Here is an 11,830-nt window from a genome sequence, read left to right as displayed (position 1 = left end):
CAATAGGCCCCATGTCAGCCATTACCAAGTTTCTACCTCGCAATCACTTAAGTTACTTCGTTGGAAAGCTCGTTCATTGGAGAGGACCCCGCATTTGGGCCGATCTCTCGATCCGCATCTTTGCTAAAATTTTCAATATCGACCTGAACGAGGCCGAAAAGCCGGTCAGCGAGTACCCAAGTATCGGGGAGTTCTTTGTCCGCAAACTGAAGCCCGGCATTCGCCCGATTGCCCAAACGGCAGCCGTTCATCCGACAGACAGTCAGATCAGCCAGAATGGACGTATTCGTGGTGGGCAGCTGATTCAGGCAAAAGGGCGCGAGTATCATGTGCAGGATTTGCTCGCAAACCCCGAGGCCGCAAAGACCTACAACAATGGCTACTTCATCACTTATTACCTTTGCCCAACGGATTACCACCGCGTGCATTCACCAGTGAGCGGTCTGATTACCAAGGTCACCCATGTTCCTGGCGAGCTTTGGCCGGTGAATAAGTGGTCCGTGGAAAATGTTCACGATCTGTTCTCGGTGAACGAAAGAATCATCGTAGAAATCGCAAGTGACTATGGCCCGGTGGCGGTAGTTTTTGTGGGGGCTACGAACGTGGGACAGATTGTTCTGAGTTTTGATGAGAGCTTCCGAGGCAACCAGCTGACTTTGTCGAAAACCCGCGTGGTGGAATACAAAACGCCAATTCCGGTGGAGCGTGGTCAAGAACTCGGGATGTTCCGTATGGGAAGCACCATTGTGATGGTTTACCCCGAGCCTTTTGCCAATGCCTTTGAAGGCAAGCTTAAGATCGACCGCTTTGTAAAAGTCGGTCAGCCTCTGACGCCTTAGTATTCGGTAACGCCGTTTACATTTTCAATACAAGCATCCCAGCCTTTGAAAAGCTCCGCTGATTTTAAGTCGGGGCTTACGTGATAACCCATGGATGTGCAAAGGGCTTCTGATCTGTATTCAAACTCTGTATTGGGCTGAACATCCACAGTCAGTGAGCAAAAAGCAGTGATGCCGCTAGCATTTGATTTAACCACTTTGCAATCGGCATCGATAACTTCGGCACGACCCGTGCCTTCGTTATAAGTTTCAATCAAGACGCTATTCACGTCGTCCATTGCTAAAGCTTCGATTTCGCCGCCAGCAGTTTTTGCCTGAACCTGTATCGCCGTTGTCGCCAGAATCACTAGTGTGAAGGTTTTTAAAAGCGTCATGGGTTGTCCTCTTTCGTGGTTTTAAGAAGACACGTTTATACCCCAGTTCAAGTGGCTTTATAAATTCCAACGAAGAGAACTGATATTCATTTTAGGAATGTCGACACTTTTAACAGGTTATTTTTTGCCAAATGTCTCTTGGTAGTATTTGAAGGCTTCCAGGATCACCGTGTGCGCAGCCGCCTTGTCGCGGAAATCTTGAACTTCGATCTTTTTACCCTCAAGGCCCTTGTAAATTTCAAAGAAATTGCGGATTTCTTTCAAGCTATGCGGGCGCAAATCCTTGATGGATTGAATCTCGTTCATCTCGGGATCGTCGGCATGAACCGCGATGATTTTATCATCGGCGTCCCCTTGATCGATCATGGGCATATAACCAATAGGGCGAGCCCGCATGATCGAGAGTGGATACACATCAGCTTGGCCGAGCACCAAAATATCTAACGGGTCACCATCGCCGCAGTAGCTTTTCGGAATGAAGCCATAGTTTGTCGGGTAATGTACGGAGCTATAAAGAACGCGGTCGACTTTTAATAGACCCGACGCTTTGTCCACTTCGAATTTCGTTTTTGAAAAACGCGGAATCTCGATGAGTGCGTGAACGATATCTGGGGTCTTGTCGCCAGGGGAGATATCATGCCAAGGATTCATAAGTAAGCTCCTTTGAATTCCTTAAGCGTGCCCCATAGAAAGACATCATTCAAGGAGCTTGGCGGCGTCCCTTGGGTGTTTGATGCGTAACATTTTTGGAGCGAACGGAGAGCTTGCCATCATGTTTCCATAATCTTTTTTGTTATGGGCATAACTTGTGATCGACCAAAGAATGATCGAGTCTTTGCTGAAAAAAGTCAGTCGAATGCTTTCGTAATTCCCATTCCACATTGGTTTTTGGGTGAATGCTCGGTAAATGCTGCGCTTTAGAATTCTCCAGAGAATGATATGGCGTGGATAATCCAGCCAAATAATCAGATCGGCTTTGTGCCATAGAAAATCGCGCACGACACGGTAGTTACCATGAACCACCCAGCCCTTATTCAAGGTCGCAGCTTGAACGCGGTTTTGAAAGCTCTCGGGTGTTGCTGCGGTCCAATTGGGCTCCCAGTATAGGGCATCTAATTCGACATCAGGGATATCGAATTTCTGGCTGACGGCTTTGGCAAAAGTCGTCTTGCCAGCACCACTGGTGCCGATAACAACGACTTTAGAAAAAGCATTCAGCTTCGGATATTTCATCGGACTAAGCGACGGGGTAAGAACACTCTGTTGCAGGGGTCTCAGCTACGGTCACGCGAACCAGGGTAGGTAATACAGCGCGGGCTTTGTCATAGATCCATTTGGTAAGATATTCAGAGGTGGGGTTTTCAAGCCCCGGGACTTCGTTCAGCACGCGGTGGTCGATTTGTTCCAGAATAGGTTTCATTCTGGATTGAATCTCGTTGTAATCAATCACCCAACCCACCGTAGGGTCCATATTCCCAATCAGGGTCAGGATGATCTTAAAACTGTGCCCATGCATCCGAGAGCAGGGGTGAGTTTTTTCCAGCTTTGGCAAAAAGCGGGCGGATTCGATTTGAAAGTGCTGTTTGAGTTCAAATTTCATGCTATAAGACTACTATGTCTACAACCAGCTTACAATTGGCAAAGCAAAACTTTAAGTTCTCTTCCGCGCATTTTTTGATCTTTGATGAAAAGCATGCCGAGAGATTGCACGGGCATAATTATCAAGTGCGTGTCGAGATCGGTATTCCCGATCAGGCGTCATTGCAGCAATCAGGCTTCTTTGTCGATTTCAATGTGTTTAAGAAATACATTAAGTCTGCTCTGGATCGTTGGGACGAGATGGTTATTTTACCAGAGCAGCATCAGGATATGAAATTTCAAACCAAAGGAAACACTCTCGAAGTCACTTTCCGTGATCGCTTCTATGCATTCCCAGTTAAAGAAGTGGTTTTACTTCCGGTCACAAATACGAGTGTGGAGCAGCTTTCGCGTCTTTTGGCGGAAGATTTCATGAAGGAATTTAAATCTCATAAAGTCAGTTTTGTGAGTGTCTATGTCGAGGAAACTGCAGGCCAAGGGGCCACGACGAAAGTTACTGCTTAAGCTCTGTGAGGCTTATCTCGCGGTCTACACGATAGCTCCAAAAACAAATCGTACCACCAGTTTCTGGCACCCAAGAATTGAGTCGCTCTTCAACGACACTTGGGGTGCCGTCGCAACTGATATGGGCAAAGTCTGCATAATTTTGTGCTTCGACAACCTGCCATGACCACGGGGATTTCGTGGTGGAATTCATCTCGCGATTAAGTCCCGATAGTGATTTTTCAATTCGTGCAACGAGCAAGCGGGCACGATCAGGATGTTGAATCTGATCAAGAGACTCTTGGATCAGTTTTGGATCCGTCATTGGCACGATGAAGTCGTCGGTTGTTTCAGGATCTGAAGATTTAAAAACAAAATAGCGAGCCTGTGGAGCTTTGGGCAAACTCAAAGTCTCTTCTTGGAGTGGGATTTCACCGTCAGTGCCCGCTTTAGCACTCAGGCGGCCAAGGGCACGAATGTGGATTTTCGTCGTTCCCCACGGAACCGTCAGTGAAAGTTTGTGGGTTGCAAAGGCCTCTGCCAAAACCAAAGATTGTGAATTGCGCGTCCCGAGAAAAGTTTTAAAGACAATTTCAACGGGATTGTTTTGCTGAGCCAGGTTCAAAAGACGCAACTCCAATTGCGTGATTCCCGGTGACAGGTTTATCGACTTCCACGGAGAGCTTTTGCCATCAAGACTCCATTGGTTTTGCGTGTTTTTACAAAAGGCCGTGAACTTGAGACCCTTCGTTTGCGTTTTAAGCGCGATGGCTGTTGCTTCCTGAGTGTAGAAGTCAGCCAAGGGGAGGGTCAGGTGACCCGACGCTTTGATGGGAATATGGAGCTCTTCAAAGGGGTTGGACCCTAGATCTTGAAACCAAAAGTCTAGAGGCTCTTCTTTGGTATTTTCGATGTGCAGTGAGGTCTCGGCAACGGGACACAACAAAGGCGAGTAGAAATTTTCAGCGCGGGCTTGAAGTCCCCAAAACGCCAAAATGCCAAACCAAAGAAGTGATTTCATACACTTTGGATCGGTATTTGGTCGTGAAACTTAACCAAAGGTCCGAGTGACAAAAGGAAACTGGCTCAAGGTCTTGCTGTTTAGGATGCCAGTGTGAAATGCCCTCTAGAAAGCGTCTAATTCTCAGGTGATTTTCAATTAGAAGTCCTTACTTGAAAATCCTTATCAATACCGGGAGCAAAGGCTAACAAGGTGCAATGACACTTCTCAATTACGTTCAAAAAAACTCTCTGTCTGGCGATCTACAAATCACCGATTTCGTGGGTGAGGCTTCTATTTGTGAGCGCCTTCATGAAATGGGTCTTCATAAAGGGCAAAAAATCACGCTTGTTGGGCGTGCTCCTTTGAAGGGGCCTTTGTTGATTCAGTTCGGAACAAGCTTTATTGCACTCAGAGCGGAGGAGGCACAATGCACTTTGATTCAGGCTCTGTAAAAGCTCTCTCTATCGCACTCGTAGGTGCGCCGAACTCTGGTAAGACAACTCTCTACAATTGGCTGACAGGTTCTAATTTTAAAACTGTGAACTATCCAGGTGCGACAGTTGAGTTTTCTTTGGGAAGATTGGCTTCTCATCTTCGTAGTGTTGAAGATGAGCCAACTCTGGTAATGGATACTCCGGGCACATACAGCCTTCATCCAAAAAGTGCCGACGAAGAAGTCACTTTGAAAGCAATCTACGACAACCCAAAAGTGGGTCGCGTGGATGCGGTGATCGTGGTTGTTGACGGAACGCAAATGTCTCGTCATTTGCAGCTTGTTCAGCAAATCAAAGAAACGGGCTTCCCAGTTGTTGTCGCTGTGACGATGGCGGATCTTCTTAGAAAACAAAACATTCAGGTGTCATTGGACGTTTTGGAAAAAGAATTTCAATGCCCTGTGATCCCTTTTGAAGGACTTTTGGGCGGCGGTCTTAAAGAGATCGTCTCTGCAGTTCGTGGTCTTAAATCCAATGCAAATGTGAAAAACCCGACCGTATGGAATTTTGAAACGCAAGAAACAAAGCTTAAGCAATGTGAAGACATTGCTGACCGTGCTTTAAATCAGAAAAACGCCGAGGCGAAAGCTAAACTTCAAGGTTTGGTGAAAAACACGCGAGCACTGGATAAAGTCTTCTTGCATCCTGTTTTTGGTCTTTTGATGTTCTTTGTGGTGATGGGTACTTTGTTCACTAGCATCTTCTGGTTGGCGGCGCCACTCATGGATCTTGTAGATGGTGCTTTCAGTGATTTGGCAGGCGTTGTTTCTGGTTTGCAAGAGGGCGCTCTTTGGACAGACTTCTTGGCAAACGGGATCATTGCAAGCTTTGGCGCTGTTTTTGTGTTTGTGCCGCAAATTTTCATTCTGTTCTTGGGCATTGGTTTGCTTGAGAGCACAGGGTATTTGGCGCGTGCGGCGACTCTGATTGATAAGCCGTTCTCGATGTTGGGTATGAGCGGACGCTCTTTCGTTCCGATCTTGTCAGGTTTTGCCTGTGCAGTTCCTGCAATGATTGCGACTCGTAATATTTCTTCGGCGCGTGATCGTTGGATCACAAATTTCATCGTGCCTTTGATGACATGCTCTGCGCGTTTACCGGTTTATGCTTTGTTCTTAGCGTTCCTGTTTAAGGATCAGCCGGCTTGGAAGGCTGGCTTATGGATGACTGTTTTGTATTTCACAGCAGCACTCGTTGGCGCGATCGCAGCTGGCATCATCAATAAGTTCTTGCCGCAAGGTCAGAACGCATTCTTTATGATGGAGCTGCCGCTTTACCGTCGCCCTCGTATTAAAGTTCTGCTTCGTCAGGCTTTGACTCGCGCGATGTCTTACGTGAAGCGCGCCGGACCTCCGATCTTTGTTTTTGCGACCATTATGTGGGCAGCAACAACCTTCCCTCACTATGAAATGGAAAATGCGACTCAGAAGCTTGAGCAAAGCTATGCGGGTCAAGTCGGCCATGTGATTGAACCACTGGTTGCTCCGATGGGGGTTGACTGGCGTGTAGGTGTGGGCTTGATTTCTGCCTTTGCGGCCCGTGAGGTGTTTGTGTCCTCTCTAGCGGTCACCTTCAATATTGCCGATGAAGATGAGGACTCTGCTCAAGCAAGCCTTCTGGATCAGATGGCTACAGCTGTGAACTCAGAAGGGCAAAAGATCTTTACCGTAGCCAGTGTTGTGGGGCTTTTGATCTTCTTTATGATCGCTCTTCAATGTATGACGACGGTGGCAATCTCTGCCCGAGAAATGGGCTCTTATAAGTTTGCTATTGTACAGTTAGTGACATTTAACATTGTCGCTTATCTGTTAGCAGTAGGCGCCTACCAGGGGCTAAAAGCTTTTGGCTTAGGCTAGAGCTGCAATATTTACCATGCTGAGCCCCATCGCTTGCCGAGGTGGGGGCTCTGGTCTAAAACCGGTCCTTCATTTTCCACTGAGGACCCCATGGTAAAAACATTCTTTATTCTCTTAGTTTTGATGGTCTTTGCATCTTTCAGCTTCGGCGGCACTAACGTTACTGCTGCGAACCTTTCAAGCGTTTCTTCTAACTAACTGATTCATTAAGCAGCTTTATCTTAGGCTGCCGTCATTAGGTCCTGTTTCACTTTATAGATTCTAGCAAACCCCATGGAATGGTTTATCCTGTGAGCACTGTTTTGCTGATGGGGGAGTCATGAAGTTTCTTGGTGTTCTTGTTTTAATCTTAAGTCTCAGTGCTTTTGCCAAAGATAAAAACGCGGGCTTCAAAGAAGTTCATAGCTCGGACGAAAGCAGCACAGAAACTTCGTCGGACTCAGAGGCTGCATCTACAAAAGAAGAAGAACCCAAAGTCGTCCTTAAAGAAAACGAAGAGATTCTATCGGGCACCGTTCGGATTATCCGCAAAATTGATGAAACCGAAGTTTTCTTTAAAGATATCAAAGACAGTTATTTTATCCCCAGCAGCCCAAGTCACAATGCGATTTTTAAAGCTCTGTCAGAGAGTCAGAAAAAAGGAACGTCGGTTAGTTTTAAAGCGAACACTAAGACCCGTCGAATTGTATCGATGGAGTCCGGCAAAACAAAAACTGCTCCAGCGACAACTGCCAGTGACTCGGGAAATAACAAACCTGGATCACAATAAGAGCTTTCTTCGTATTCAAAGAGTCACATCTTTTTGTTGATTCCACAAAATCGGAATGATCTTTACCAAAAGCGAAGCATCCTGTCTTGACCCTTGGGCAGCCTCTTTCTATCGTTAATGTATGTCAGTTAAAATATTCTCGGGACATGTACAGACTCTGCTTGGTCACTTTATTCCATCTCCAAAAATGGAAGAGGGCGGGGAAAAGCACGTTGTTGATTTGCCAGACGGGGATCGTTTGGTGGGATTTCTTTTTCGTGGCGCCTCAGACTATGTCATCAGTCTTTATCATGGTCTTTCCGGGGATATTGACTCAGATTACATGCAAAGAACGGCGATCCAATATCGATCTATGGGACACAGTGTGTTTCTTGTAAATCATCGCGGTGTTGGCGAGGGTGTAGGGATGGCTCAACATCCGTATCATTCAGGCCGTGCTGAAGACGTATCCCAAGTTGTTCATTATCTTAGAAAACAATTGCCTGATAAAAAGCAAATTACTGTGGGTTTTTCAATGAGTGGCAATATGGTTCTTTATTTGCTCTCTCGGCAAAAAGGCGAGCACTTGCCAGATGGTGCTATCACTGTGAATGCGCCCATCAACTTAAGCACGTGTGCGGTGGCTCTAACTCAAGGTTTTAACCGTTGTTATGACCTCCGATTTGTCAGAAGACTGCGTGAACAAAAGAATCTTGATATTTCTCCGTGGGCGAAGCTTACGCAAGTAGATGACATTTACACAGCTCCTAAGAGTGGCTTTCGGGATCGTCATCACTACTACGAGGTTTGTTCAGCGAAAAACCATGTCCATAATATTCAAACTCCGGTGTGTGTCTTAACGGCCGAGGATGATCCATTTATTCCAGTACAAGATTATCGCGAGGCCAAGTGGTCGACGAGTGTCGAGCTGAAGATTCACCCTTATGGTGGGCACATGGGTTATATTTCGGTGGGGAAAAACCGCCTGGGCAATCGTCGTTGGTTAGATGCCTATTTGGTCGAGAGCTTAAATTCGCTCATTCAGAGAATATAAAAAAAAAGGCCCGTTTTCGGGCCTTTTTCAGTTAAGACTACTTTTTCTTCGTCGATTTCTTTTTTGGTTCGACTTTCATTCCTGGTAGTTTTGAATCTAAAGACGTAAAGGTTGTTTTACCTTCGAGGTCTTTGAATTCAAGCTGCCAGCTGAGATCATCCATTTTTGTCATTACGGCATAACCGAAACTGTGCTCTGATTTTGTATCAGTAAAGAAGTCTGTGAATTTAAGGTCGTCAATTTTTGTTTTCAAGATCGCATCGCGATTTTGCATTGCTTTTGCATCATCAAGGGCCGAGCCAGCGTTGCCCACTACAAGTTGTTTTGGAAAACCCTCAGCACGCGCAAACTGAGTTGTATGAACGTGGCCGCCGATCATGAACTCTACTTTTTTACCAAGACCAGTCTTCGCAAAAGCTTTTTGCAAATTATTGTTGGTAGTTTGCAATTTGCCACTGCCGTCATCCACAAGGCCCGTCACAGGTTTATGAGTCACAAGCCATACTTGTTTTGCAGGGTTTGTTTTTAGTTTTTCTTCGATATCTTTGAATTGTTGTTCCCAAAAAACCATGGTTTCGGGGCTTTCTGGTTTGTCGTTGAGGGAGGCTGTATCCAATTGCACGATCAAAAGGTTGCCCAGAGTGATGTACTCGGTTTTCTCTGCTTTCACGCAAGGTTCAGTCCAAGTTTGTTCGCTCAAAAGTTTGTAACCTTCAAACGCGCGTTTGCAGTCCTCATGGTTTCCGCGCACGAAGATCCAAGGAGCCACTTTAAAACCTTCTTGAGAAGGTTCAAAGAAGTCAGCTTCCCAGGATCTCCAGCCATAACCGATCATGTCTGTGTATTTGCGGCACGGTTTGCCTTCGCTGCAATGTTCGCGATAGTGATAGTCCCCGACGTGAATGATCAGATCCGGATTTTCCATAGAGATCTTTTGCATGACAGAAGCATAAGCCCAATCTTTAGGGTCTTTGCAATTCTGATAAGAGTCTCCGTACTTGCTTTCTTTTAGACGACAACCGGTATCGCCAATAAGAACGATTTTCTTAATAGTGTCCGCATTTTTATCAGCTTGGATTTGTTTTTTAAGATCGAGGTTTTCAAAACCTTTGTCGCTTTGAAATTCTTTGGTTTCTTTATTTATGGTGAGTGAGTTTTTAGTGAAGCCCTTTTCAGATAAAGAAATCCAATTGTATTGCTTCTTTGGGCCTTGCGCACAAGCCAAGGTAAGCAAAGGGAAGAGTAACATAATTTTTCTCATTGAAGCTCTCCTAAAGATGTCGTTAAATTTCAATACCGAGTGAAAAACTTAAAATTAGAATGGCGAAAACAAAAAAGGCAACGACCGCCAAGGTCTTTTCTTTTTGCTTTACGAATAAAACCCCAGTCATTAGCACGCGTAAAAGCGGCAGACTGATCAGAATCATCAGGCCCAAATAAGCAAGCAAAAGACCCCAGTCATGAGTTTCAAATGCATGAGTGAGGCTTTGTGATAAAGTTTCTTCGCGATAGTCATGAAAGGCAGCAAGCGGATTTTGGGTGAAATCCAAAAAGCTGATCCAGCCCATCAACATGAATGCGCCTGCAAACAGAACACCCCAGCGCAAAAGGTGTGAAATCTTAAGTTCTAATTTTAAAAGCCCATCGCTTTTCATGACAGACCTCGCAGAATCATTTGGATAGAGACAATAGTCAGGATCGCTACGAAGATCTTACGAATAACAGAGGATGGTATTTTCATCATGAAACGTGCACCCAGCCACGAACCGATAATAATACCTACAGAAACGGGTGCTGCGATTTCAGGACGAACATCTCCACGTAACAAGAAGGCGCCAGCGCTTGCAGCAGCGGTGACTCCAATCATAAAGTTTGATGTTGCAGATGATACCTTCATGGGTAGTTTCATCGCATTGTCCATCGCAAGAACTTTAAAAATACCGCTACCGATGCCCAGTAGGGCAGACAGTACACCTGCCACATACATTGCCGCTAAGCCGAAGGGAACATTTTCAACTTTGTAAAAAAGGTGCTCACCCTTCTCGTTAGGGTAGGAACTTGCGAGTTTCAGCTTTTCGGACCATGGATGATTTTTTGCCGAAAGATTCTCACCGCGCTTGCGCAGCATCATAAGTGAGGAGAAGAAAAGAAAGACGCCAAAAAGCAAGAAGAGTGCTTGGCTCTGAATCTTACGCGCTAATAAAAAGCCCGTAATGGCTCCAGTAACCGTGCCTATTTCCAAAAGAACTGCAACGCGCAGGTTCGTAAGATTGTCTTTGAGATAGCTTGCTGCTGCGCCTGAGGAGGTTGCGACAATCGAAATTAGACTCGCCGCGATCGCATATCTGATATTGACGTGGAACAAGAGAGTGAGTGTCGGAACGATTATTATGCCACCACCGAGACCCAATAAAGAGCCTAAAAATCCGGCAGCTACGGAGCAAAATAACAGAATAAATTCGTACATCCCTCTTGTTTTAGACCTGCAAAGTGCACGCGTAAATATTTAAGAAAGTCTGACATGACGTGACGATTTTATAATTATCGTCTCTTCATCAAAAAAAAATAATGACACAATCTTCACGATTTGCTCTGCTTTGGTCTAGTTAACGATCTAGACCATATACTAAATGAGGGGAACAACAATGGATCTACTATCAAAGATTGCACTAGCATTTGAACACGGCGGTTTCTGGATGTGGCCAATTTTGGCAATTCAACTCGTGTCTATCGCGATTGTTATCGAAAGAACATACGCTCTATTCATGAAGCGTAAATTGAATTCACATGCAGTAATTGCAGGCTTCGAAGACAATGTTCGTCGCGGTGAACTTGATGCTGTTATTCAAAAAGCACAAGCGATTGAAGCAACTTCTCCAGTAGCACGCGCAGTTGTAGCGGGCACTAAAGCTGCTAAATTCTTGGGCGGCAAAGAAGAGATCCAAGGCAAAATGGACGAAGTTCTTATTGCTGAGAATGCAAGCCTTGATCAAAGAACTGCGTTCTTGTCTATGCTTGGTAACGTTGCGACTCTTACAGGTCTTCTTGGTACCATCACTGGTATGATTAAGTCTTTCGCAGCGGTTTCTTACGCAAATCCATCTGAAAAAGCAGCATTGTTGGCAGCAGGTATCTCTGAGGCGATGAATGCGACTGCTTACGGATTGATCGCAGCGATTCCAGCTCTAGTAGCTTTCGCGATCTTGCAAAACCGTGCAAATCGTTTGGCTGAAGATATGAATCATAGCGCTTTGAAAGTTTTCAACTGGTTGTCTTACACTTATGAGCCAATTGGTTTTAAATCATTCAAAGGTGCTTCTGCACACTCTGAAAAAGCTCCTGCTGAATTGAATAGCTAATTCGCTAAATAACGAAAGGTT

The 11,830-nt window shown here is 45.4% G+C and carries 15 protein-coding genes; 7 read left to right on the top strand and 8 right to left on the bottom strand.

Annotated elements, in window-relative coordinates; translation table 11 throughout:
• Positions 1–11 precede the first annotated feature (11 nt).
• Complete coding sequence (asd, locus tag ACLWBB_RS10870) at positions 12–839, top strand: archaetidylserine decarboxylase (RefSeq protein WP_413287532.1); 828 nt, start codon at positions 12–14, stop codon at positions 837–839.
• Here asd and ACLWBB_RS10865 read toward each other — a convergent pair.
• The 4 genes from ACLWBB_RS10865 to ACLWBB_RS10850 form a co-directional block, all read right to left on the bottom strand.
• Positions 836–1,213: a hypothetical protein gene (locus tag ACLWBB_RS10865; RefSeq protein WP_413287531.1), complete on the bottom strand. Its 378-nt coding sequence runs from the start codon at positions 1,211–1,213 to the stop codon at positions 836–838. The two genes, asd and ACLWBB_RS10865, sit on opposite strands and share 4 nt — an antisense overlap.
• A 117-nt stretch (positions 1,214–1,330) precedes the next feature.
• Positions 1,331–1,864, bottom strand: a complete 534-nt coding sequence (locus ACLWBB_RS10860) for an inorganic diphosphatase (protein WP_413287530.1) — start codon at positions 1,862–1,864, stop codon at positions 1,331–1,333.
• A gap of 45 nt (positions 1,865–1,909) precedes the next feature.
• Positions 1,910–2,446, bottom strand: a complete 537-nt coding sequence (locus tag ACLWBB_RS10855) for an AAA family ATPase (protein WP_413287529.1) — start codon at positions 2,444–2,446, stop codon at positions 1,910–1,912.
• A 4-nt stretch (positions 2,447–2,450) separates the two neighbouring features.
• A complete protein-coding gene (locus ACLWBB_RS10850; protein ID WP_413287528.1) occupies positions 2,451–2,813 on the bottom strand; it encodes a 6-pyruvoyl trahydropterin synthase family protein in 363 nt (120 codons plus the stop codon).
• Positions 2,814–2,827: 14 nt separating this feature from the next.
• On the opposite strand from ACLWBB_RS10850, the gene ACLWBB_RS10845 reads away from it, so the two are divergent.
• Complete coding sequence (locus ACLWBB_RS10845; protein ID WP_413287527.1) at positions 2,828–3,316, top strand: 6-pyruvoyl trahydropterin synthase family protein; 489 nt, start codon at positions 2,828–2,830, stop codon at positions 3,314–3,316.
• Here ACLWBB_RS10845 and ACLWBB_RS10840 read toward each other — a convergent pair.
• On the bottom strand, positions 3,306–4,316 hold the full coding sequence (locus tag ACLWBB_RS10840) for a hypothetical protein (protein ID WP_413287526.1): 1,011 nt from the start codon (positions 4,314–4,316) through the stop codon (positions 3,306–3,308). The two genes, ACLWBB_RS10845 and ACLWBB_RS10840, sit on opposite strands and share 11 nt — an antisense overlap.
• A 197-nt stretch (positions 4,317–4,513) precedes the next feature.
• Here ACLWBB_RS10840 and ACLWBB_RS10835 point away from each other — a divergent pair, with 197 nt between their 5' ends.
• The 4 genes from ACLWBB_RS10835 (at position 4,514) to ACLWBB_RS10820 (ending at position 8,450) form a co-directional block, all read left to right on the top strand.
• A complete protein-coding gene (locus ACLWBB_RS10835; protein WP_413287525.1) occupies positions 4,514–4,750 on the top strand; it encodes a FeoA family protein in 237 nt (78 codons plus the stop codon).
• Positions 4,726–6,648 carry a ferrous iron transporter B gene (feoB, locus tag ACLWBB_RS10830; RefSeq protein ID WP_413287524.1) on the top strand — a complete coding sequence of 641 codons (1,923 nt, stop codon included), beginning with the start codon at positions 4,726–4,728 and terminating at the stop codon, positions 6,646–6,648. The genes ACLWBB_RS10835 and feoB overlap by 25 nt, the downstream gene beginning before the upstream one ends.
• Positions 6,649–6,967: 319 nt before the next feature.
• Positions 6,968–7,417 carry a hypothetical protein gene (locus tag ACLWBB_RS10825; RefSeq protein WP_413287523.1) on the top strand — a complete coding sequence of 150 codons (450 nt, stop codon included), beginning with the start codon at positions 6,968–6,970 and terminating at the stop codon, positions 7,415–7,417.
• A 121-nt stretch (positions 7,418–7,538) separates the two neighbouring features.
• Positions 7,539–8,450, top strand: coding sequence for a YheT family hydrolase (locus tag ACLWBB_RS10820; RefSeq protein ID WP_413287522.1), 912 nt, complete (start codon positions 7,539–7,541; stop codon positions 8,448–8,450).
• 37 nt (positions 8,451–8,487) lie between these two features.
• Here the strand turns inward: ACLWBB_RS10820 and ACLWBB_RS10815 are convergent, their stop codons facing one another.
• The 3 genes from ACLWBB_RS10815 to ACLWBB_RS10805 are packed head-to-tail and all read right to left on the bottom strand — an operon-like array spanning position 8,488 to position 10,917.
• The gene (locus ACLWBB_RS10815; protein WP_413287521.1) at positions 8,488–9,711 is read right to left on the bottom strand and encodes a metallophosphoesterase family protein; all 1,224 of its coding nucleotides are present in this window, start codon (positions 9,709–9,711) and stop codon (positions 8,488–8,490) included.
• A 22-nt stretch (positions 9,712–9,733) separates the two neighbouring features.
• Positions 9,734–10,105, bottom strand: coding sequence for a DUF1634 domain-containing protein (locus ACLWBB_RS10810; RefSeq protein ID WP_413287520.1), 372 nt, complete (start codon positions 10,103–10,105; stop codon positions 9,734–9,736).
• On the bottom strand, positions 10,102–10,917 hold the full coding sequence (locus ACLWBB_RS10805; RefSeq protein WP_413287519.1) for a sulfite exporter TauE/SafE family protein: 816 nt from the start codon (positions 10,915–10,917) through the stop codon (positions 10,102–10,104). The genes ACLWBB_RS10810 and ACLWBB_RS10805 overlap by 4 nt, the downstream gene beginning before the upstream one ends.
• A gap of 178 nt (positions 10,918–11,095) precedes the next feature.
• Here ACLWBB_RS10805 and ACLWBB_RS10800 point away from each other — a divergent pair, with 178 nt between their 5' ends.
• A complete protein-coding gene (locus tag ACLWBB_RS10800; RefSeq protein ID WP_413287518.1) occupies positions 11,096–11,809 on the top strand; it encodes a MotA/TolQ/ExbB proton channel family protein in 714 nt (237 codons plus the stop codon).
• Positions 11,810–11,830: the final 21 nt, after the last annotated feature.

The organism is Bdellovibrio sp. HCB337 (assembly GCF_047302465.1).
Taxonomy (GTDB): Bacteria; Bdellovibrionota; Bdellovibrionia; order Bdellovibrionales; family Bdellovibrionaceae; genus JACMRP01.
The sequence above is the reverse complement of the archived record's forward strand: the minus strand, read 5'-3'. Positions and strand labels throughout refer to the sequence as shown.

Excerpts from the sequence above, each read along its gene's own strand:
- asd (WP_413287532.1), top strand. The coding sequence starts at position 12 with ATGTCAGCCATTACCAAGTTTCTACCTCGCAATCACTTAAGTTACTTC.
- ACLWBB_RS10865 (WP_413287531.1), bottom strand. The coding sequence starts at position 1,213 with ATGACGCTTTTAAAAACCTTCACACTAGTGATTCTGGCGACAACGGCG.
- ACLWBB_RS10860 (WP_413287530.1), bottom strand. The coding sequence starts at position 1,864 with ATGAATCCTTGGCATGATATCTCCCCTGGCGACAAGACCCCAGATATC.
- ACLWBB_RS10855 (WP_413287529.1), bottom strand. The coding sequence starts at position 2,446 with ATGAAATATCCGAAGCTGAATGCTTTTTCTAAAGTCGTTGTTATCGGC.
- ACLWBB_RS10850 (WP_413287528.1), bottom strand. The coding sequence starts at position 2,813 with ATGAAATTTGAACTCAAACAGCACTTTCAAATCGAATCCGCCCGCTTT.
- ACLWBB_RS10845 (WP_413287527.1), top strand. The coding sequence starts at position 2,828 with ATGTCTACAACCAGCTTACAATTGGCAAAGCAAAACTTTAAGTTCTCT.
- ACLWBB_RS10840 (WP_413287526.1), bottom strand. The coding sequence starts at position 4,316 with ATGAAATCACTTCTTTGGTTTGGCATTTTGGCGTTTTGGGGACTTCAA.
- ACLWBB_RS10835 (WP_413287525.1), top strand. The coding sequence starts at position 4,514 with ATGACACTTCTCAATTACGTTCAAAAAAACTCTCTGTCTGGCGATCTA.
- feoB (WP_413287524.1), top strand. The coding sequence starts at position 4,726 with ATGCACTTTGATTCAGGCTCTGTAAAAGCTCTCTCTATCGCACTCGTA.
- ACLWBB_RS10825 (WP_413287523.1), top strand. The coding sequence starts at position 6,968 with ATGAAGTTTCTTGGTGTTCTTGTTTTAATCTTAAGTCTCAGTGCTTTT.
- ACLWBB_RS10820 (WP_413287522.1), top strand. The coding sequence starts at position 7,539 with ATGTCAGTTAAAATATTCTCGGGACATGTACAGACTCTGCTTGGTCAC.
- ACLWBB_RS10815 (WP_413287521.1), bottom strand. The coding sequence starts at position 9,711 with ATGAGAAAAATTATGTTACTCTTCCCTTTGCTTACCTTGGCTTGTGCG.
- ACLWBB_RS10810 (WP_413287520.1), bottom strand. The coding sequence starts at position 10,105 with ATGAAAAGCGATGGGCTTTTAAAATTAGAACTTAAGATTTCACACCTT.
- ACLWBB_RS10805 (WP_413287519.1), bottom strand. The coding sequence starts at position 10,917 with ATGTACGAATTTATTCTGTTATTTTGCTCCGTAGCTGCCGGATTTTTA.
- ACLWBB_RS10800 (WP_413287518.1), top strand. The coding sequence starts at position 11,096 with ATGGATCTACTATCAAAGATTGCACTAGCATTTGAACACGGCGGTTTC.